Origin of the sequence: Jeotgalibacillus sp. R-1-5s-1 (assembly GCF_004405105.1) — a bacterium.
Taxonomy (GTDB): domain Bacteria; phylum Bacillota; class Bacilli; order Bacillales; family Jeotgalibacillaceae; genus Jeotgalibacillus.
Window position 1 is genome coordinate 209,829 of sequence record NZ_SORW01000028.1, and the last position, 19,281, is coordinate 229,109.

Consider the following 19,281-nt stretch of genomic DNA (forward strand, 5'->3'; position numbering starts at 1 on the left):
TGTCGGGGCTGGACGAGTCGCCTCCGCTTTTCCAAGGCCGCGCGGTGAACCCGCTGTGCTTTTAACCTGACCTTTTCCGCCACAGGAGTCTACGGATGAGTCCGGCCCTTTGGGTTGTATAAAACTCATTATGCTGGTTTTAAAAGAAAGTAAAAAGCCGACGATTCTTTTAAGGCTTATGGGTTCCGGGATCGAGTCTTGGTAGGTGTTTATGGAGCCCTTTGTTTTCATAGTTGAAGGCGCTGTAGTAGCGCTGTCCGGGTAGCCATGGGCCGCTTTTGTTTTTGACGATGGAATATTTGCCGCGTGGTGCGCCGTATGGACCTTCGGGCAGTGTTTCGACGGTCAGGTATTCACGCTGGACTTCGACGTTTGAAAAATCGCTGTATTGTTTCATGAAAAAACCTCCTCTGCAGTTAGTGTGGAGGAGGTTGTGTGTTTTTATTCAGCGGATGACTTCCTGGAGAAAGTCGCGCATTTCTGATGCATCTTCTTCTGAAAGCTGATAGGCATGCTCGAGGTAGCCTGGTTCGTCGAGGTCGTCCTGGCCGAGGATGGCGAAGCGGCTTCCCTGAATATCAAAGACGACTGCTTTTCCGTAGTAGCGGTCTGAATACATAATGGCAAGATCAAAGCGCTGGTTTTCGCCCATAAAGCTGACAAAGCGCGTTTTGGTTTCTTCTGTATCATCGTAAAGGTAAAAACGTTCGTTCATAACAAAACCTCCAGTGGCAGAATTCTGTTTCCATTATACCGATTAACAGTCCACATGCCAAAGTTCGCCGTTTTATATGGTACACTAGGGGTATACGTTGTAAAATGGAGCGTGAGAAAAATGTATTTTGTTGACCGCGAGACGATTCATGCGACGCTTTCTTATATGGAGGAGCAGATTGCTTTTTTTGAGGCACAGACTTCATGGTCTACCCGGATCGCAGAGCTTGCACTCGAGCGCTGTACCCACGTGATTATTGAATCCATTATTGATGTCGGGAATTCGATGATTGACGGGTTTATTATGAGAGACCCGGGCAGCTATGAGGATATTATAGAAATTTTAGAGGATGAGAAAGTCATCACGCCTGAAATGAAGCCTCCACTTGTAAAGGTCATTAAGCTGAGGAAACTGCTCGTACAGGAGTTTACAAGCCTGTCACACAGTCAGCTTGAGGAGACGCTGAGAAATCATTTATCTGAACTTCAGGCGTTTGCACCAGCAGTCCGTGATTATCTGACAAATGAGCTCGGCCCCGTTTCAGCATTTAGAAATTAAGCTAAAAAGGGCTCTATTCCTTAAGGGGATAGGTTCTTTTTTATGGATTGAAAGGAAGTAGACAATGAAGCAGTATAAAGGATATTTGATTGATCTTGATGGAACAATGTACAGAGGGACGGAAGCGATTCCGGAAGCGGTTGATTTTGTGAAGAAGTTGAAAGATAAAGGCATTCCTTATTTGTTTGTGACAAATAATTCTTCAAAAACACAGGAGCAGGTTGCAGCTCACCTTCAGGCATTTGACGTACCTGCTGAGCCTGAACAGGTGTTTACGACATCTTTAGCTACAGCCTCCGTTATTTCCCGGGAAAAGTCGGATGCCACTGTCTATGTGATTGGTGGAGATGGGATTCGCCAGGCGCTGACAGACAAGGGATTGACGATTCAGGACGAAAAGCCTGATTATGTTGTTGTAGGACTGGACCGGGATATTACGTATGAAAAACTGGCGCTGGGCTGTCTGGCTGTCAGAGGCGGCGCGAAATTTATTTCGACAAATGGAGATATTGCGATCCCGACTGAACGCGGACTGCTTCCGGGTAACGGTTCACTCACATCTGTTATTGCCGTTTCAACGCAAACTGAGCCGCTGTTTATCGGTAAGCCGGAAGCGGTCATTATGGAACAGGCACTGCACGTACTTGGACTGCCAAAAGAGGAAGTGGTTATGGTTGGGGACAATTATGATACGGACATTCAGGCAGGATTCAACACCGGCATGGATACGTTAATGGTTCATACAGGCGTTTCACCTAAAAGCCTGCTTGAAACGAAAGAGCATCAGCCGACATACTCAATTAACTCATTAGCAGAATGGAACATCATCTGACTTAACAGCGAGGAGTGTATGACATGAAAAAAATTTATATTACCCGGAAAATTGATGATCAGGTGATTGATCAATTAAGGAAGCAATTTGATGTACAGGTGTGGAACAAAGAAGATCAGGCTGTACCGAAAGAGGAATTACTTCATCAGGTAAAGGACAGTCATGCGCTTCTCACTATGTTATCTGACAGGGTTGATCAGGAGGTTTTCGAGGAGGCACCCCATTTAGAAGTCGTGGCGAACCTTGCAGTCGGATATGACAATATTGATCTGGATGCTGCTAAAAAGGCAGGCGTAACCGTCACGAACACTCCGGACGTTTTGACGGATACGACAGCGGATCTGACATTTTCGCTGATCATGGCTGTCGGGCGAAGAATTACAGAGGCTGCTGAATATGTGAAAGAAGGAAAGTGGACGTCATGGTCACCTTATCTGCTCGCAGGCACTGATATTCATCATAAAACAATCGGGATTATCGGAATGGGAAGCATTGGACAAGCCGTTGCACAACGCGCAAAAGGTTTTGATATGGACGTTCTTTATCATACGAGGTCCAGAAAACCAGAAGCAGAACAGCGCTTTAACGCGAAACACGTTTCTCTTGAAGATCTGCTGAAGGAATCTGATTATGTTGTCATGCTTGCCCCTTTTACAGAGGAAACAAAGCAGATGATGGGTGAGAAGGAATTCAGATTAATGAAGAAGTCTGCTTATTTTGTTAACGCAGGCCGCGGCACAACGGTGGATGAGCAGGCCTTGATCGAAGCACTGCAAAACGGCGAAATTGCCGGAGCAGCACTTGACGTGTTTGAAAAAGAGCCAATCAGTGCTGACCATCCGCTCCTTGCCATGAAAAATGTTGTTGCCATCCCGCACATCGGCAGTGCATCCAGGGAAACACGCCTGATCATGATGAAGCTTGCAGCAGATAACATTGCAGCTGTGCTTCAGGGCAAAGAGGCTTTAACTGAAGTGAAATAGTAAAAGGTGGTGAACTGGTAACATGGTTCACCACCTTTTTCAATTTATGCTGTAATCTAAACATTTCTATAGGAAAGAGAAATGATTTAATAAAAAAACCTGGTCATTCCGGAGATTCCTGCAGCAGAGAAGCGACAGGTGAGACAGCCTAGTGCGGAGCACCAGCTGGCTCACCGCGCGGCCGCGGAAAGCGTAGGAATGACCAGGCACGGTCTGTATACAATTAAAATACTTGTTCTACTTCTACAACGCCAGGTACTTCTTCTAATAGAGCACGCTCAATACCAGCCTTCAGCGTGATCGTTGAACTTGGGCATGTACCACATGCACCAAGAAGTCTCAATTTAACGATTCCATCTTCCACATCAACGAGTTCACAGTCCCCGCCATCACGAAGAAGGAATGGACGAAGCTTATCAAGTACCTCTTGAACTGAATCTTTCATTTCTACTTCTGTCATTCGAATCGACTCCCTTCCTGTCTTCTATTATAATAAGGATAACAAAAAAAATCCATTGATCTTTATCAATTGATTCTCAATGAACTGAAAGGGCTGATCTGAATGTCACAACACCCCGTTACGATTACGGTATATGGCGCTGAAACCATCTGTGCAAGCTGCGTAGGCGCACCTTCATCAAAAGAAACCTATGAGTGGCTTGAAGCCGCCATTGGCAGAAAATTTCCCGGGCAAACATTTAAAATGGATTATGTCGATTTAAATACAGAGCATGAGGATCCGAAAAAAGCCGCCTTTGTTAAAAAGGTCTGGGAAGAGGATTTGTTTTATCCTGTTGTACTCGTTGAAGATGAAATTGTTGGGGAAGGGAATCCAAGATTGAAAGCGGTCTATAAAGAACTTGAGAAATATGGTTTTGAGGCTGCTCCACAGGTGAAATGAAAAACGCCGTACCCGCTTACTTGGAGGGTACGGCGTTTTCTGATTAAAGCTCTTTGAAATTTAGACCTTTTAAAATATCCAAATCTTTCTTTTCACACAAATAACACGTATCATGCTCATCGCGCATGACGATATGGTCATCACTCGTATTTTCATAATCCTCTGGAACCTCAACCAGGTTATATCGTTCATGGAAAGGAAGTAAAGACATATTCACCACCACCTGTAAATCAAGATGGTTTCAGTATACTGGCTTTCCAGTATTTATTAAGAAATAGTCGGCTGTGAATGTGCAATGTTCAGGCAAGGTGCTCTTTAATTGCAGATAAATGGTGACTTGCCATTTCATAATTCAAATCAATATTCGTTAATAGCTCAAAGGTAGGATCATAACTCATACTTCTTTTCAGCAGATAGAAGGTTGAAGGCCTTTCATGCTGAATCACAGACATAATTTCTGAGGTCGGGAGGGTCAGATGCTTCGTTTTTACACGCAGGAAAGAGGTAATAAACTGTTTGTAAGCAAGGACATTTTCGTTTTGATCGGGACATGTTCGTAACAGTTTGTCAAAACGGAGAAGTGCTTCTTTTAGCTCAGGTTCAGTATAATTCATTTTTGTCACCATCCTTTTTAGGGTATATAGTTATGGTTTTTTATTAATTTTAGGTCAATATACTTAATTTTATTTCCCTCAGTTTGTTATAATAAAACTCATTTTGTAGATTTATTATCGATTAATGATAAAAACTTTTGCGGGTAGTGATTTTTAAAAACGGTCCGGACTCATCCTACGCTTTCAGTGACTATTTGGTGAGCTTTTTAAGAATATCGTGAGACTAGAGACAAATAAAAACACGCTCAAATGGAGTGAGCGTGTTTTGCTATGATTAACCATTATGATATTTATACATCCACAACACGCCTGATTTTAAGAGGCGGGCGATGCGGCCTGTGATGGTCCGGTCGGCAAGGTAGGCAAAGCCTTGTTTCTTGCCGAGGGAGCCCATAAAGCCTTTGAGTTTGATCTTTGGCATTTCTGCTGGCAATGTGCCGCCTTTCCAGCGTGTGAGAAGAACGTCTACAATTTGTTCAGCCTGTTCTTCCGCAAGCTGGGCGCTTGGGGCAAACGGAAGGCTTGCACAGTCTCCTACAACATAGACGTGTTCATTGTCAGGCAGATTGTGGTACTGGGATAATACAACACGGTTGGATGAATCTTTTTCACCCGGCAGGTTTCGTACTACTTCAACCGGTTGGATACCGGCTGTCCATACGCATACATCAACAGGAATCGATTCTTCGTGATTGTGCAGCATGGTTGGTTCAACTTTAGTGATATTGGATTTGCTGACAACTTCTACATTGTTGGCGTCAAACCATTTTTGTACATAGTTACTCAGACGCTGAGGGAAAGCGGGCAGAATCCGTTCACCACGATCAAACAGTTTAATGGTCAGATCTGAACGGCTCTCGCGCAATTCACTCGCCAGTTCAATTCCACTCAGACCTGCTCCAACAACACCCACGACTGATCCGGATGGAAGGTTGGAGAGCTTTTCATAGGTAGCGCGGGATTGCTGGATCGATTGAATACTGTACGTGAATTCATCGGCTCCTGGAACATTGTGATATTTATCTTCACAGCCAAGTCCGACAATCAGATCATCATACGCAACTTCAGATCCATCCTCAAGGATGACCTTACTTTCCACGGTGTTGATTTCTGTTACTTTTCCATATTTTAAATGAAGGCGCTCATGCTCTGGAAAACCGACCCGGATTTCAGTATCTGAAACGGTTCCCGCAGCAAGCGCATAATATTCTGTTTTCAGACAGTGATAAGGTGTCCGGTCGATTAATGTAATCGTCACATCTTCTGGAAGCTTATCTGGTAACAGGCGGAGAAGAACCCGCATATTTCCGTAGCCTCCACCCAATAATACTAAGTGTTTCATGGATAGCCCTCTCTTTGCAATAAACGTATAGTAAGCACTTTCAATAGGATGATTAATTCGCACATTACGTTTTATCATAACGTTTTCATTCACTAAAAAGTATAGCGGAATAGAGAACAATGTACAATCATTATAAGAGAATTCTTTCACAAACTTGTCAAAATGACGGAATAGCTGACAAACACCAATCGTTGACGTTTTTTGAGAAAAAAGTTACATTTGACTACAGGTAGAGGTGAAAATAATGAAACCAATTATTGAATTTTGTATTAGTAATCTTGCAAGTGGTTCACAGGAAGCTTTGGAGGAGCTTGAGCGGGATCCGAATCTTGATGTGATTGAGTATGGCTGTCTCGGTTATTGCGGGATTTGTGCGGCGTCTCATTTTGCGCTGGTGAACGGGGATATTGTGGAGGCTGATTCGCCAAAAGAGCTGGTGGATGAGATTTATACGTATTTGGAAGAGAATCCGATGTTTTAAATGCGTTTTGATGAACGGGCCTGATGAAGGCTCGTTTTTTATTATGAAAAGAAACCGGTCCGTGACTCATCCTCCGCTTTCCGTTGTCTAGCTCCGTCGGGCAGGGACTAGCAAACTTCCCGGCCCCTCGTCCGATAAGTCAACATCAGCTCACTTCGCCGTGTTTCCTTTATCTCCGCCGGGGCCAGTCCAGTTTGTACGTCCCTAAAAGCCCGCCTCCGCTTTTCCAAGGCCGGGCGGTGAACCCGCCTGTGCTTCGCACTGTCGGTTTCACCTGACCCTTTCCACCACATGAGTCTGCGGATGAGTCACGGACCTCTGGATGAAATCATCTTCTAATTATTGAAGTAAAAAAAAGAAACACCGGCTGGACTCACTGTTTCCGATGCCGCGTGGTGAGTTATGGAATGAATCATTAAATCATTATTTTTGATGTAGATAGCGTGCCAAATGGTGTTGATAGACGCTTTATTGTTGTCGATAGCAATTATTAAGTTGTTGATACCAGCATTAAATGAGTCGATAGATGATTGGATGCGTCCTGGACATTCGTTTGCAAACATGAACTGAGAGGTTATAACATAAAAAAATCCTCCTCCGGAATCATGAAAGAGAAGGATTGTATGCTGCTAAGATTGATATGCAGTCACTTTTAACTCGATTGCATTTGTTTTTGTTCCCGATGTGCCTGCCAGCGGTCTTTAGCCATTTTGACCATTTTCGGTTCGGTTGAGCTGTGTTGTTTTTCGATGATTTTTGAGAAGTAGCGTGTTGCCTGATCTTCTTCACCGAGACGAAGGGATAGTTCTGCCAGGATGTATAGGATTCGTTCTGTTGACATTTGTGTGCCTGCGTAGTCTTCTTTCGAGTAGGAATCCTGGTAATTCGCATGAGCGAGTCGCTGAAAACGTTTCTCCTGCTCGGCATTACCTAATTCACGATACAGCCAGGAAAGTCTCAGGTACAAGCCGGCCATGGTAATGCTTTTTTCCTTTTTGAGTGTTCCTGTGTACACAGCAAGTTTATAGGCTTTGATAGCGTCTGAAATCGAGCGTTCTCCTGAGAAATCCTGACCGCTCCACTGTTTGGTGATTTTTTCATCAATTTCTTCCCGTGCCCCGGGAGGAAAATAGGGTGCGGTATCATCTGTGAAAGCATAGCCGCAGTCTGGACAAACATGAACATGATAAAGACTTGGGTTGATTTCCGGATTTTCATACACAGGCATTAAATCCGTATCATGTTCCTTCACTCTGACAAAACGGCCTCTGATTTTAGTTGTTTCGAAATTTTTGGCACATAAGCCACATTTTATTTTTTTTGAGTACAAAGGAGTTAATTCCATTTTTGTCACCTCAATTAGTTAAATGATCACTTAAGATCTCATTCAGTAGTTCAAGATACTTATTATTATACCCGTTTAATAGGTCTTTAGAAACCATAATTACAATTATTTCGTGAGTTGAAATGGTTGAGCAGAATACCTGGACACGCTATACTTAAATCAGCGATAAACGTAGGAGGTGCTGAAATGGCAAACGTGATTAAATTATCAGAAGCTGCAGCGCTTCAGGTAAAAGATATGATGGAGCAGGCTGAAGAACAGAATGCCTTTTTAAGAGTTGCCGTTAAAGGCGGCGGTTGCAGTGGATTATCTTATGGCATGGGATTTGAGCATGAAGTAACAGATGAGGATCAGCAGGAAGATCACCATGGAATCACGGTATTGATCAAGAAAGAAGATGCTCCGATTTTAAATGGAACGGAGATCGATTATAAGCAGTCATTAATGGGTGGCGGTTTCACAATTGAGAATCCGAACGCCATTGCATCATGCGGCTGCGGATCATCCTTCAGAACCGCAACAAAGGCAGGAACGCCTGAAAACTGTTAAACAAAAACCCTATCCTTGCTGAGGATGGGTTTTTGTTTTGAATATCATTAGTCTTATGAATGATCATATCATTTGTTGGAACCTGCTTATTAATAAATGAAATTTATTATTTATTGCATTCTAAAATACTTTCAGTCCGACTTAAAATGAACTACTTATGAATTTACATAATTAGTGCCGGGGCATTCCGTAGACTCCTGCGGCAGAGAAGCGACAGGTGAGACAGCGTAATGCGGAGCATTAGCTGGCTCACCGCGCGGCCGCGGAAAGCGAAGGAATGACCCGGCACGGTTAATATATAGTAAAACCCTATCCAAATCCGGATAGGGTTTTCTTTTAAATAGAAGAAAGTGCTTTATCGATCGGATGTTCACCATTCACCATTTCAAATGATTTATTATGAAGGTTCTCGTATAGAATGGCTTCAACCAATACTGTTGCAACATCTTCACGCGTAATGTCTCCATTGTGGGAGTCAAGTTTTGCGGCCGCAGTAATCGTTCCCTTGGCGCTGTCATCTGTTAGCGCACCAGGTCGGACAATCGTATAATTTAGACCGCTCGCTTTTAAATGTTCATCGGCATTATGCTTTGCCTTCAGATAATGGTGGAAGGTTTCGTTGTCGGCTGCGACTGAAGGGTCATCAGCACCGACAGAACTTAACATGATAAAGCGTTCAACCCCTTTGGCTTTTGCATAATCTACCGCTTTTTTAGCGCCTTCTTCATCTACTGACGTTGTTTTATCCATTCCTGTATCGGGACCGGATCCTGCAGCGAAAATGACCGCGTTGACATCTTCTAATGCGTAATCAAAATCTTTTTCCAGATCGGCAATGATTGGACGTGCTCCGAGGTCTTCCATTTTAGGTGCCTGCTCTGCTTTACGCACCATTGCCTTTACAAGATGCTGGTCACTTTCAGCCAGTTTTTGAACAACCATTTGTCCTGTTGTACCGTTTGCTCCAATGACTAATACGTGCATGTTCATCACTCTCCCAATTATTGTAGGTCCTATGTGTACCGTACCCGGATTGGGAGGGAATAAACAGATCAGCTGAACATAGAAGTACTGTGCATCGGCTGGACTCGTGCTTTCGGATCAATGGATGCCTTTGCATTGTTTACTGCTGTAGGTGCTTCGCCAAATCCTGCTGCAATGAGTCTGACCTTGCCATCATACGTGCAAATATCACCCGCAGCATAAATGCCAGGTATATTGGTTTCCATTCTTGAATTAACGACAATGGAATTTTTCTCAATAACAAGATTCCACGTTTTAATCGGACCAAGACTTGAAATGAATCCGTAATTAACAACAAGATGATCAAGGTCGATCGTCATGGTATCCTCTTCGCGTACCTTTTGTATTGTCAGCGACTGAAGATAATCGTTCATCGTCTGATAGCCGACCGGCACATACGGCGTGACGACATTGACCGAAGAATTTTTGAGCTGCTCAACACTGTGTTCGTGTGCACGGAACGAATCCCGACGGTGAACAAGTGTTACTGTATCTGCTACAGGTTCGAGCATCAGCGCCCAATCAACTGCGGAATCCCCGCCACCAAGTAACACCACGTTTTTCCCTTTAAATTGGTCAAGGTTATCGATATAATAATGAAGATTTTTTTCTTCAAAATCATGTAATCCATCGAGGTCGAGCTTTCTTGGCTGAAACGCACCATTTCCGGCTGTAATAATGATCGTGCGTGAATAGTGAACTTCTTCATTTGTTGTTAAAATAAAGACGCCGTCCTCACGCTTTTCAACATTTATAACCTCCTGACTTAAACGGATTTCCGTATCAAACCGGCTCATCTGTTCAGTCAGATTATCAACGAGCTCCTGCGCTCTTACTTTTGGAAACCCGGCTACATCATAAATATATTTATCCGGATAGAGAGCTGTCAGCTGACCACCCAGGTGCGGAAGACTTTCGATCAGTTTTACACTTGCCTGACGCATCCCACCGTAAAAAGCTGTGAATAACCCGACAGGACCGCCGCCGATGACCGTAATATCGTAAACAGCTGTATCTTCTTTCTTCACCATAATCCCTCCAAACAATCTCTCAACTTGCCTGTAGTGTATCATACACAGGCTTTTGACATGTATTCCGGTACTCCGTTCAAACATATTTCAGACTTTTGGATGAAACGCTATTGACAAAGTTTTCTGATTTCCATTGAATAACTTGAAAATGTGACAAAAAAAGAATATGATAGTGAAAGACAAGAATTGTTACTACACGTATGATGTTCTCTTTCGTGAATAATTTCACAATCTTTATGTTCAGGCATGCGTTGCTGCCTTAATTGCATCGTAATCTCATATTAAAAAGGTGGAAGTGATCCAATTGAAAAGACCAACAGTGGTTGTTTTAGGAGCAGGATATGGCGGTTTATCCGTTGTCACGAAACTTCAGAAGCTAGTTAATCCGGATGATATGGATATCATTCTTGTAAACAAGAATGACTACCATTACGAAACAACATGGTTACACGAAGCATCTGCAGGAACGATGCACCATGATAAAGTACGTTATGACATTGATGGTGTTATTAACAAAGGAAAAGTAAACTTTGTAAAAGCAACAGTTGAAAACATTGATACAAAGGCACAAAAGGTTATTACTGACCGCTCTGAAATTGCGTATGACTACCTTGTAGTAGGCTTAGGATTCGAAGGCGAAACATTCGGCATTCCTGGTCTGAAGGAGCACGCATTCTCTATTGCCAACATTAAGGCAGCACGTCAGATCCGTGACCACATCGAATATCAATTCTCAACTTACAGCCTTGAAGAAACAAAAGATCCTTCAAGACTGACGATCGTTGTCGGTGGTGCCGGATTCACAGGAATCGAGTTCCTTGGCGAACTTGCTGACCGTGTACCTGAGCTTTGTGAAGAATATGATATCGATCCGAAAGCCGTTCGCGTTCTTTGCGTAGAGGCTGCGCCAATGGTACTGCCAGGCTTTGATAAAGAGCTTGTTGATTACGCTGTTTCTTACCTTGAAAGCAAAGGAATTGAATTCTCAATCGGCACACCGGTTGTAGAAGCAACTCCAGAAGGCGTTAAAATCAAAAAAGGCGAAGACACATTCGAAGAGATCAAAGCACAAACAGTTGTTTGGGCAGCGGGTGTCCGTGGAAACCCAATCATTGAAAAAGCAGGATTTGAAAACATGCGTGCACGGATCAAGGTTGATGCAGACCTTCGTGCCCCAGGTCACAACAATGTATTCATCGTTGGAGACTGCGCACTTATGATCAACCCTGAGAATGACCGTCCATACCCACCAACTGCACAAATTGCGATGCAACAAGGTGCTCACACAGCACACAACCTTGTCGCATTAGCAAAAGGTGACGAGCTTGAGCCATTCTCTCCAGACCTTAAAGGAACAGTATGTTCTCTTGGTGAAAAGGAAGCAATCGGTGAAGTATTCGGCCGCAAGATCACAGGTAAACAGGCTGCATTCATGAAAAAGGTCATCGATAACCGTGCCCTTTACATCATTGGCGGACCTGGACTTGTATTCAAAAAAGGTAAACTTAACGTACTATAATGTATAGAGCAAACAGGGACAGCCAATCGGTTGTCCCTGTTTTTGTCGATCGGACAGAAAGATTTGTCGATAGAGGCTTTGTTATTGTCGATAGAGGCTTTGTTATTGTTGATAGCAGGTTTGAATCTGTTGATCACTTTTACAAATGCGTCTCTGATGTCGATAGCCTGACGAGAAATGTTGATAGGAGCGGTGAAAATGTGAATAGCGGCCGTGTTCCTGTTTCTGTCGATAGAGGCAATCTTTCCGTCGATACGTCACTCCACCACCAGCTTACATATTCCTCTTCCACAAAAAACATTCTGTAATCCCGATTGAAATTCAACTCAAACCATGTAAGATTGATTGTATGACAAATTCATCTTATAAAGAGGACTGGACACACCCCGAGACTCCTGTGGCGGAAAGCGCAGGGTGAGCCCGGTCCGGCTTCACCTATAGTAAAAGAGGAGGATCCCCATGAAAAGAGGCAACGTATGGCTCGGCGCAGCCGGACTCATCGAAAACAGCAAAGGCGAATGGCTCGTCGTCAAAAAGAAATACGGCGGATTAAAAGGAAAATGGTCTATCCCCGCAGGTTTCGTGGACCAGGGCGAAACCGCTGATCAGGCTGCCGTGAGGGAAGTTAGAGAAGAAACGGGCATCATCGCCGACGTGATCAAGGTTGGCGGCTTCCGGAGCGGTGTACTGAAAGAAACGATCAGTGATAACATGATCATCTTCATCATGAAAGCCCGTGATGAAAACCAGCCATTGCAGGTCCCGGCTGAAGAAATCGAGGAAGCAGCCTGGATCCCTAAAAAAGATCTCAGACATCACCCGGATGTTTCTTCCATGATTCCCGTCATGATTGATCATGAAGAAGCAGCTACACTCGAAATCAACCGCAACTCCGATCCTGGAGCGCAATTCGGCTATACGACGTACCATTTGTTTTTCTGATACTTATTCAAACGTGTGAAAGCTTATCCGTTACATAGGAAACTTTTCCAATATTTATTTTACATTTGATTAGGATATTAGCAGGAAGCGCATCCCGCATAACAGATCAGCAATTTATGAACGACTATTGACAATAAATGTGAACATTTCATGAAATTTATACAACCTTCTAAATTTTCTGATAATTAAAGAAAATAGGCGTTAGGGGGTTATGTATTCGCTTACATGGTCATTTTTCGCTGATTTTGCTCCTTTTCAGCCGTTAACAGCCCATGCTATAGTACTCTCAATACAACACAAGAGAGGGTGCTTCCCATGAAAAAACGTTCAAATAAAACGTGCGACTACTGTTCAGGTCAAGGTTACTTTCAGCTTCGTCTAGGCGGATCTGAAACATGCCCGAACTGTGGCGGCAACGGTAAAAAATAAAGAAAAGTGGATGCAGAGCGCATCCACTTTTTATTTTGACTCTGGGTTCTAAAACATAATTGAATTTTTTTAATATAACATATTAGTCAAAGTACGCTTGATTTGTGTCATCTAATCGAACCTTCCACTTGCAGCATTGCACCGGTGTAGGAAATAAGGTACACTGTTTTAGTGAATGTGGAGGTGTCTCTTTTTGGAATCATTTGGATTGGCTGAATTGTTAATTTCAATGCTGTTGTTTCTTATCCTGTTCTTTGGGATTGGATTTCTTTTAAATATGCTTCTGCGCATGACCTGGATCATGGCAGTGATTTATCCGGTTATTACGATTTTAATTGTCGATGAGGTTCGCTTTATCGAATATTTTCGTGCGCCCGGAGAATCTTTTACGGCACTTGGTGACCGATTTACCTCGCTGGCAGCAGCGGACATTTTAATATTATCAAGCGGTATGGCTGGAGCGATCATTGCAGGACTTGTGATGATGTGGCTTCGTAAGCAGGGTTACCGAATGTTCTAAAAGCTCCCCGGGATACGAGGAGCTTTTTTAATTGTCAGTCAATTTGGATTTTTTCGTGAGAGCTCACTTCTGTCAGATCTTTTTCCAGGCATATATCATGTTTCCAAAAAATAAAATGATTAAAGTATGGAATCGTGGGGAAAAGGACACATTGGAAGGAGTGGAAGTAGTGAAAGTTAATATAAATCTGTTTAGAAGTGCTGCTTTTGTATTATTTGCAGGGGTGATCTCCTTGTTTTTTGTGAATGATACAAAGGCAGCCTATGAATCTTCCTGGAGTATTGAACCTCCGGAATATATTGCAGAGGCACAGCTGCCGCTTGTTGAGGATCTGCGTCTTTTGGAAAACCGGACATTATCGCTGGAATCAAAAAGGCTCGTTCAGGATGATACAGCTTCAACATTTATCGCATCAAGGCTGGCTTCATCAGAAGATAAGGTCATTCCAAGACATGTAAAGGACAACCCTAAAAAGGTTGTTACAGCAACGGGATATACAGCTGGTGAGGAATCTACCGGTAAAAATCCCGGAGATCCCCTTTATGGCATTACGTTTTCAGGTGTTGAGGTAACACGTGATCATTATTCTACCATTGCAGCCGATCCGAAAGTGTTCCCGATCGGATCGATTTTATATATTCCCGGTTATGGCTATGGTGTAGTGGCAGATACGGGAAGTGCTATTAAGGGTAATATCATTGACCTTTATTATGACACTGTGGATGAAGTGTTTAATGAATGGGGTAAGCAGAAGGTTGAAGTTTATGTATTGAAGGAAGGCGACGGAACCTTTACCGAAGAAGAACTTCATAAATTAAATCAGGGTGCCTGACTGAAAAGAGCCGGAAACCGTTCAAATATTGAACGGTTTCCGGCTCTTATATTTATTAAAAAGGAGATTCAAGATGATTGTAGGCGTCAGGGTGTAACAGCTTACCCAGCCTGATTAAACCTTTTATCAAACGTGGTGATGGCCGGCAATATAATTCTTCTTCAAGAATATGAATGCGGTTCTCTCTTACGGCATCCAACTCTGATGAACCGGGGCGTTTTTTGACAACAGCAGGATTTACACGGCTGATTTGAACGCCTACCCAAGCCAGACAGATATGGTCGGGCTTTCGATTACACACGTCATTCCAATCGGTCTGCACACTTGCCAGTTCCACATCCCGAAAGACATTCGTGGCACCTGCCAGCTCACTGATCTCGGTCAGCCAGTTGACGCTGCCTGGTGTGAAAATCGGATTTGGCCACCACTCCCAATAAATTGAGGGCGTTTCAGTAAGCTGTGCGCTGATCCTCTTACATTCGGTTAACACATCTTCTATATCCTGACACACCTTCCTTGCATGATCCTCTACTCCGGTCAGCTTGCCAAGTGTCAGAAGGTCTTCTTTAATATCAGCTATGCTCTGAGGGTTGAAAATCGTATGGGGAATCCCCCTGCGATCAAGTTCCTCAATATTCTTTTCCATTCCCGGAACACTCAGCGAAGATAATACGAGATCAGGCTGAAGCGATTCTACCAGATCGATATTGATAGACAGATCAGGTCCGAGCTTTGTGAGATTTTGAACCGATTCAGGAAAATCAGAATAGTCATCGACTGCGATTAATGATTCTGTCAGTCCAAGTGCCTCCACAAGCTCAGTATTACTCGGACAAAGTGAAACGATTTTCATGTGCCAGGCACGTCCTTTTTACAGTGATAATAAATAGTGAAGAAGCAGTGTCAGGAGAATTCCCGTTAAACCCCCGAAGAAAACCTCTATCGGCTTATGTCCAAGAAGTGTTTTTAATTCTTTTCTCTTTTCCTCTTCATCTTTTTTCTGCCAGCCTTTTGCCTCTGATACGAGCTTGTTGAAATCTCTCATCAGTTGGTTAATCACGGCTGCCTGCTCTCCAGCCTGAAAGCGCACACCGGTTGCATCAAACATCGTGATAATTGCAAAAACAGTGGCCAGGGCGAAAACAGGTGAAGCAAGACCTGATTCAAGTGCAATTCCAGTCGCAAGTGCGGTAACGGCAGCAGAGTGAGAGCTCGGCATACCGCCAGTTGATGTGACAAGTGACCAGTCCACCTTGCGTGAAGCAATGAATTGGATCGGCACCTTGACGACCTGGGCAAATAAAATAGCGAATAAGGATGCCCAGAGGGGGAAGTTAGTGAAGATTTCCATGAAGTGTTTCATTCCTCTCTAGCGGCCGGAATCGACAGTTTTGTTGAAATTATAACATATTTTAAAGACTTGCCGGACAATGGTTCACACGTTATTCGAAATAAACAGATATTTAACGTATACTTAACAATGGAGGTGTTTTTTAATGAAATGGACAATACATAATACAGATGATGTTTTAAACACAAAGCACGATTACATGCTGACTGCGGTCTGGAACCGCCCGACGGTTGAGGGATTTACAAAAGAGCTTGATGAGGCTCTTGAAGGTAAATTAACTGACCTTATTAAAGAAGGGGACATCGAGACAAAAAAGAAAGTTGTTTCTTTTCTCCCGACACTTGGATCGCTTGAATCCAAACGGGTTGTGTTTTTAGGTCTTGGTAAAGAAAACAAGCTGACGTTTGATTTATTACGGGAAGCGTTTGGATCACTTGCGAAAGAGCTGAAAAAGAAAAAGGTCAATACGCTTGCGATCGCGCTTGATTCATTTACAACGGATGAAGTGGATGCTACGGATGCAGCCCAGGCTTTATCAGAAGGTCTGATCCTTGGTGGATATGAGTTTGAAGGATATAAAAAGAAGCCAAATGTAGCGGATGTAAGGCTTGAAAATATCACGATTTATTCAAATCACGATGATCAGGAATTACAGGCGGCGCTTGAAGTCGGAGAAGCAATGGCAATCGGGACAAACGAAGCCCGTACACTTGTCAATATGCCGTCCAATCTATTAACCGCAGTCAAAATGGCGGAGTACGCACAGGAGCTTGCGGACCGCCACGGCTTTGAGGCTGAGATTCTTGGCAAAGAGGAAATTGAATCACTCGGAATGGGTGCGCTTTTAGCGGTGAATCAGGGCTCTGAAATCCCGCCGAGAATGATCGTCCTGAAGCATAAAGGAAAAGAAGAGTGGAAGGACGTACTTGCCCTTGTGGGAAAAGGAATTACGTTTGATACAGGCGGCTATTCGATTAAGCCGAAGGATGGCATTGTCGGAATGAAGGCGGATATGGGTGGAGCGGCAGCCGTACTTGGTGCAATGGAGATCATTGGCCGCCTGCAGCCGGAACAGAACGTTATGGCAGTGATTGCTGCAACGGATAACATGGTCAGCCATACCGCATTCAAACCGGATGATGTCATTACGTCCCTCAGCGGAAAAACGATCGAAATTCTGAATACAGACGCTGAAGGCAGGCTTGTTCTTGCAGATGCCGTCACGTATGCAAAACAGCATGGTGCTGATTATCTCGTTGATGTTGCGACCCTTACAGGCGGTGTTATCGTAGCGCTTGGGCTTGATAAGACAGGGGCACTGACCAATAATGAGCCTTTCTTTGAAAAGGTGCTGGAAGCGTCTGCCGAGGCGGGAGAGTTTATCTGGCAGCTGCCGTACACTGAAGGAGATCGCAAGCGTGTTCGCAACAGTCCGGTCGCTGATCTGAATAATTCACCAGGCCGTGATGGGCATGCGCTGTTTGCCGGTGCATTTATCGGGGAGTTCACGGAAGGAACACCATGGGTTCACCTTGATATCGCGGGAACAGCAACAACGAAGGCACCGCATTCGTTAGGACCGGCCGGGGCAACGGGTGTCATGGCCAGAACGCTGGCATTACTGACAGAGCAGTTTTTATTAGAAGACGAATAATCATGTTAAAAAGCCGGGACACATTTTTGTGTTCCGGTTTTTTTAATATGGTGAATAGTATGCGTATAGGTCCATTCTTTAAAATTTTCACGCAAATTAGACTTTCTGTTGAAGCGTTGACAGATAAACCTTGAGTTGGTATGGTTTTAAAGGTATTTTAATACGTTACCTGTTTAGCAGAATAAAGAACTTATTGTTAGAGGAGATTTTATACATGAATGCTGTTATTATAGCGGTTTTAGTTATGCTTATTTTAAGTCTCCTTCGTGTAAATGTAGTAATTGCGCTGATTGCCGGTGCGGCAGTCGGGGGTCTTGCAGGCGGTTTATCTGTTGAAGAGACAGTTGCTGTATTTTCTGAAGGAGTGGGCGATGGTGCGAACCTTGCGTTAAGTTATGCATTGCTTGGAGGTTTTGCTGTCGCAATTTCTTATACAGGCTTACCTAAGCTGATGGTTGATAAAATTATTAAACTAGTCAGCAGAAAAGGAGAAGCAAGGGAACAGGTACTGCCAAGGGTACTCATTATTCTCTCTATTTTGTTTATCTCCTGTATTTCTCAAAATGCTGTGCCCGTGCATATTGCATTTATTCCTATATTAATTCCGCCATTATTGCTGGTGATGAACGAGTTAGGCATTGATCGTCGATTAATTGCTACCGTTATTACATTTGGTTTAACGGCCCCCTATATATTATTGCCGTATGGCTTTGGAATCCTTTTTCATGATTATATTGCTACCAACATGGAATTGAGCGGACTTGCTATTAGTATGAGTGATATTCCTGTTGCGATGCTGATTCCGACTGCTGGAATGGTGCTTGGTCTGCTGATCGCAATCTTTTTCAGCTACCGGAAGCCCCGTGAGTATCGTAACCGCAAAATCACAGCATCTGATGAAATGTCAGATAAGGTGATTTCTACAAAAGATCTAATTGTCACGATCATTGCAATTATTGCAGCACTTGTGATTCAATCCATCTTCCAGTCTATGGTCTTTAGCGCAGTGGTCGGTCTTGTGATCCTGTTTATCTCGGGAACAGTTAAATTATCTGATCAGGATCAGCTGATGATCGATGGAATGAAGATGATGGCTTTTATTGGGTTTGTCATGATCTCGGCCAACGGTTTTGCCGGAGTGATTGGTGAAACAGGAGCGGTTGACAGTCTCGTTAACAGTACATCTGATCTGATTGGTGACAATAAGGCGCTGGCTGCGCTATTAATGCTGATTGTGGGGCTTGTCGTTACGATGGGGATTGGATCCTCATTTGCGACCGTTCCGATTATTGCAGTCCTGTTTGTTCCGCTGTCACTGGAGCTTGGATTTAGTCCTCTTGCTACGATTGCTTTGATCGGAACAGCTGGTGCGCTTGGTGATGCGGGATCACCGGCATCAGACAGTACGCTTGGACCTACAGCAGGTTTAAATGCGGATGGTCAACACAATCATATTTGGGATACGTGTGTTCCAACCTTTATCCATTACAACATTCCGCTGATTATATTCGGCTGGATTGCAGCAATGGTATTATAAAAACAAGCGGCTTCCTGGAGGATCAGGGAGCCGTTTTTATGTGGAGAAACCTGATGTTATGAATACTCATTCATATTTTTCTTGCACCATTTACAAAAATACGTCACGATAAGATCAGGGGGC

23 protein-coding genes and 1 pseudogene are annotated in these 19,281 nt (G+C 43.7%); 13 read left to right on the plus strand and 11 right to left on the minus strand.

Annotated elements, in window-relative coordinates; all coding sequences use genetic code 11:
- Positions 1–169: 169 nt before the first annotated feature.
- Positions 170–397, minus strand: a complete 228-nt coding sequence (locus E2491_RS12125) for a cytosolic protein (RefSeq protein WP_134375908.1) — start codon at positions 395–397, stop codon at positions 170–172.
- A gap of 48 nt (positions 398–445) precedes the next feature.
- Positions 446–715 (minus strand): DUF3055 domain-containing protein, encoded by a 270-nt coding sequence (locus tag E2491_RS12130; protein WP_134375909.1) that lies wholly within the window; start codon positions 713–715, stop codon positions 446–448.
- A gap of 120 nt (positions 716–835) precedes the next feature.
- On the opposite strand from E2491_RS12130, the gene E2491_RS12135 reads away from it, so the two are divergent.
- From E2491_RS12135 to E2491_RS12145, 3 genes are all read left to right on the plus strand, one after another.
- On the plus strand, positions 836–1,273 hold the full coding sequence (locus E2491_RS12135) for a DUF86 domain-containing protein (RefSeq protein WP_134375910.1): 438 nt from the start codon (positions 836–838) through the stop codon (positions 1,271–1,273).
- Positions 1,274–1,337: 64 nt separating this feature from the next.
- Entirely contained in the window at positions 1,338–2,105 is a 768-nt protein-coding gene (locus E2491_RS12140; protein ID WP_134375911.1) for a TIGR01457 family HAD-type hydrolase, read from the plus strand.
- Between the two features lie 23 nt (positions 2,106–2,128).
- Positions 2,129–3,088, plus strand: coding sequence for a 2-hydroxyacid dehydrogenase (locus E2491_RS12145; RefSeq protein WP_134375912.1), 960 nt, complete (start codon positions 2,129–2,131; stop codon positions 3,086–3,088).
- A 223-nt stretch (positions 3,089–3,311) separates the two neighbouring features.
- On the opposite strand, the pseudogene E2491_RS12150 reads toward E2491_RS12145, so the two are convergent.
- Positions 3,312–3,604: pseudogene (locus E2491_RS12150) on the minus strand (NifU family protein).
- 46 nt (positions 3,605–3,650) lie between these two features.
- Here E2491_RS12150 and E2491_RS12155 point away from each other — a divergent pair.
- On the plus strand, positions 3,651–3,989 hold the full coding sequence (locus E2491_RS12155) for a YuzD family protein (RefSeq protein WP_134375913.1): 339 nt from the start codon (positions 3,651–3,653) through the stop codon (positions 3,987–3,989).
- Positions 3,990–4,032: 43 nt separating this feature from the next.
- Here E2491_RS12155 and E2491_RS17510 read toward each other — a convergent pair whose 3' ends face one another.
- The 3 genes from E2491_RS17510 to E2491_RS12165 all read right to left on the minus strand — a co-directional run bounded on the left by E2491_RS17510 (position 4,033) and on the right by E2491_RS12165 (position 5,945).
- The gene (locus E2491_RS17510) at positions 4,033–4,200 is read right to left on the minus strand and encodes a hypothetical protein (protein ID WP_166805871.1); all 168 of its coding nucleotides are present in this window, start codon (positions 4,198–4,200) and stop codon (positions 4,033–4,035) included.
- 88 nt (positions 4,201–4,288) lie between these two features.
- Positions 4,289–4,603, minus strand: coding sequence for a hypothetical protein (locus E2491_RS12160; protein WP_134375914.1), 315 nt, complete (start codon positions 4,601–4,603; stop codon positions 4,289–4,291).
- Between the two features lie 274 nt (positions 4,604–4,877).
- Entirely contained in the window at positions 4,878–5,945 is a 1,068-nt protein-coding gene (locus E2491_RS12165) for an NAD(P)/FAD-dependent oxidoreductase (RefSeq protein WP_134375915.1), read from the minus strand.
- A 241-nt stretch (positions 5,946–6,186) separates the two neighbouring features.
- Between E2491_RS12165 and E2491_RS12170 the strand changes: the two genes are divergently transcribed.
- Complete coding sequence (locus E2491_RS12170) at positions 6,187–6,426, plus strand: YuzB family protein (RefSeq protein ID WP_134375973.1); 240 nt, start codon at positions 6,187–6,189, stop codon at positions 6,424–6,426.
- 652 nt (positions 6,427–7,078) lie between these two features.
- Here the strand turns inward: E2491_RS12170 and E2491_RS12175 are convergent.
- Complete coding sequence (locus E2491_RS12175; RefSeq protein WP_134375916.1) at positions 7,079–7,771, minus strand: DUF2225 domain-containing protein; 693 nt, start codon at positions 7,769–7,771, stop codon at positions 7,079–7,081.
- A 186-nt stretch (positions 7,772–7,957) separates the two neighbouring features.
- Here E2491_RS12175 and E2491_RS12180 point away from each other — a divergent pair, with 186 nt between their 5' ends.
- Positions 7,958–8,320 carry a HesB/IscA family protein gene (locus tag E2491_RS12180; protein ID WP_134375917.1) on the plus strand — a complete coding sequence of 121 codons (363 nt, stop codon included), beginning with the start codon at positions 7,958–7,960 and terminating at the stop codon, positions 8,318–8,320.
- Positions 8,321–8,656: 336 nt separating this feature from the next.
- On the opposite strand, the gene E2491_RS12185 is transcribed toward E2491_RS12180, so the two are convergent.
- The gene (locus E2491_RS12185; RefSeq protein WP_134375918.1) at positions 8,657–9,304 is read right to left on the minus strand and encodes an SDR family oxidoreductase; all 648 of its coding nucleotides are present in this window, start codon (positions 9,302–9,304) and stop codon (positions 8,657–8,659) included.
- Positions 9,305–9,372: 68 nt separating this feature from the next.
- Entirely contained in the window at positions 9,373–10,374 is a 1,002-nt protein-coding gene (locus E2491_RS12190) for an NAD(P)/FAD-dependent oxidoreductase (RefSeq protein WP_134375919.1), read from the minus strand.
- Positions 10,375–10,678: 304 nt separating this feature from the next.
- Between E2491_RS12190 and E2491_RS12195 the strand changes: the two genes are divergently transcribed.
- From E2491_RS12195 to E2491_RS17795, 5 genes are all read left to right on the plus strand, one after another.
- Positions 10,679–11,893: an NAD(P)/FAD-dependent oxidoreductase gene (locus tag E2491_RS12195; RefSeq protein WP_134375920.1), complete on the plus strand. Its 1,215-nt coding sequence runs from the start codon at positions 10,679–10,681 to the stop codon at positions 11,891–11,893.
- Between the two features lie 459 nt (positions 11,894–12,352).
- Positions 12,353–12,835: an NUDIX domain-containing protein gene (locus E2491_RS12200; protein ID WP_134375921.1), complete on the plus strand. Its 483-nt coding sequence runs from the start codon at positions 12,353–12,355 to the stop codon at positions 12,833–12,835.
- A 315-nt stretch (positions 12,836–13,150) separates the two neighbouring features.
- Positions 13,151–13,264, plus strand: coding sequence for a YuiA family protein (locus E2491_RS17515; protein WP_166805872.1), 114 nt, complete (start codon positions 13,151–13,153; stop codon positions 13,262–13,264).
- Positions 13,265–13,493: 229 nt separating this feature from the next.
- Positions 13,494–13,784, plus strand: coding sequence for a YuiB family protein (locus tag E2491_RS12205; RefSeq protein WP_244093950.1), 291 nt, complete (start codon positions 13,494–13,496; stop codon positions 13,782–13,784).
- 169 nt (positions 13,785–13,953) lie between these two features.
- On the plus strand, positions 13,954–14,616 hold the full coding sequence (locus E2491_RS17795) for a 3D domain-containing protein (protein ID WP_305778194.1): 663 nt from the start codon (positions 13,954–13,956) through the stop codon (positions 14,614–14,616).
- 55 nt (positions 14,617–14,671) lie between these two features.
- Here the strand turns inward: E2491_RS17795 and E2491_RS12215 are convergent, their stop codons facing one another.
- Together E2491_RS12215 and E2491_RS12220 are read right to left on the minus strand one after the other, a co-directional pair.
- Positions 14,672–15,469, minus strand: coding sequence for an ABC transporter substrate-binding protein (locus E2491_RS12215; RefSeq protein WP_134375923.1), 798 nt, complete (start codon positions 15,467–15,469; stop codon positions 14,672–14,674).
- 18 nt (positions 15,470–15,487) lie between these two features.
- On the minus strand, positions 15,488–15,967 hold the full coding sequence (locus tag E2491_RS12220; RefSeq protein WP_134375924.1) for a divergent PAP2 family protein: 480 nt from the start codon (positions 15,965–15,967) through the stop codon (positions 15,488–15,490).
- Positions 15,968–16,112: 145 nt separating this feature from the next.
- On the opposite strand from E2491_RS12220, the gene E2491_RS12225 reads away from it, so the two are divergent.
- The gene (locus tag E2491_RS12225; RefSeq protein ID WP_134375925.1) at positions 16,113–17,621 is read left to right on the plus strand and encodes a leucyl aminopeptidase; all 1,509 of its coding nucleotides are present in this window, start codon (positions 16,113–16,115) and stop codon (positions 17,619–17,621) included.
- Positions 17,622–17,835: 214 nt separating this feature from the next.
- Entirely contained in the window at positions 17,836–19,158 is a 1,323-nt protein-coding gene (locus E2491_RS12230) for a Na+/H+ antiporter family protein (protein WP_134375926.1), read from the plus strand.
- Positions 19,159–19,281 lie beyond the last annotated feature (123 nt).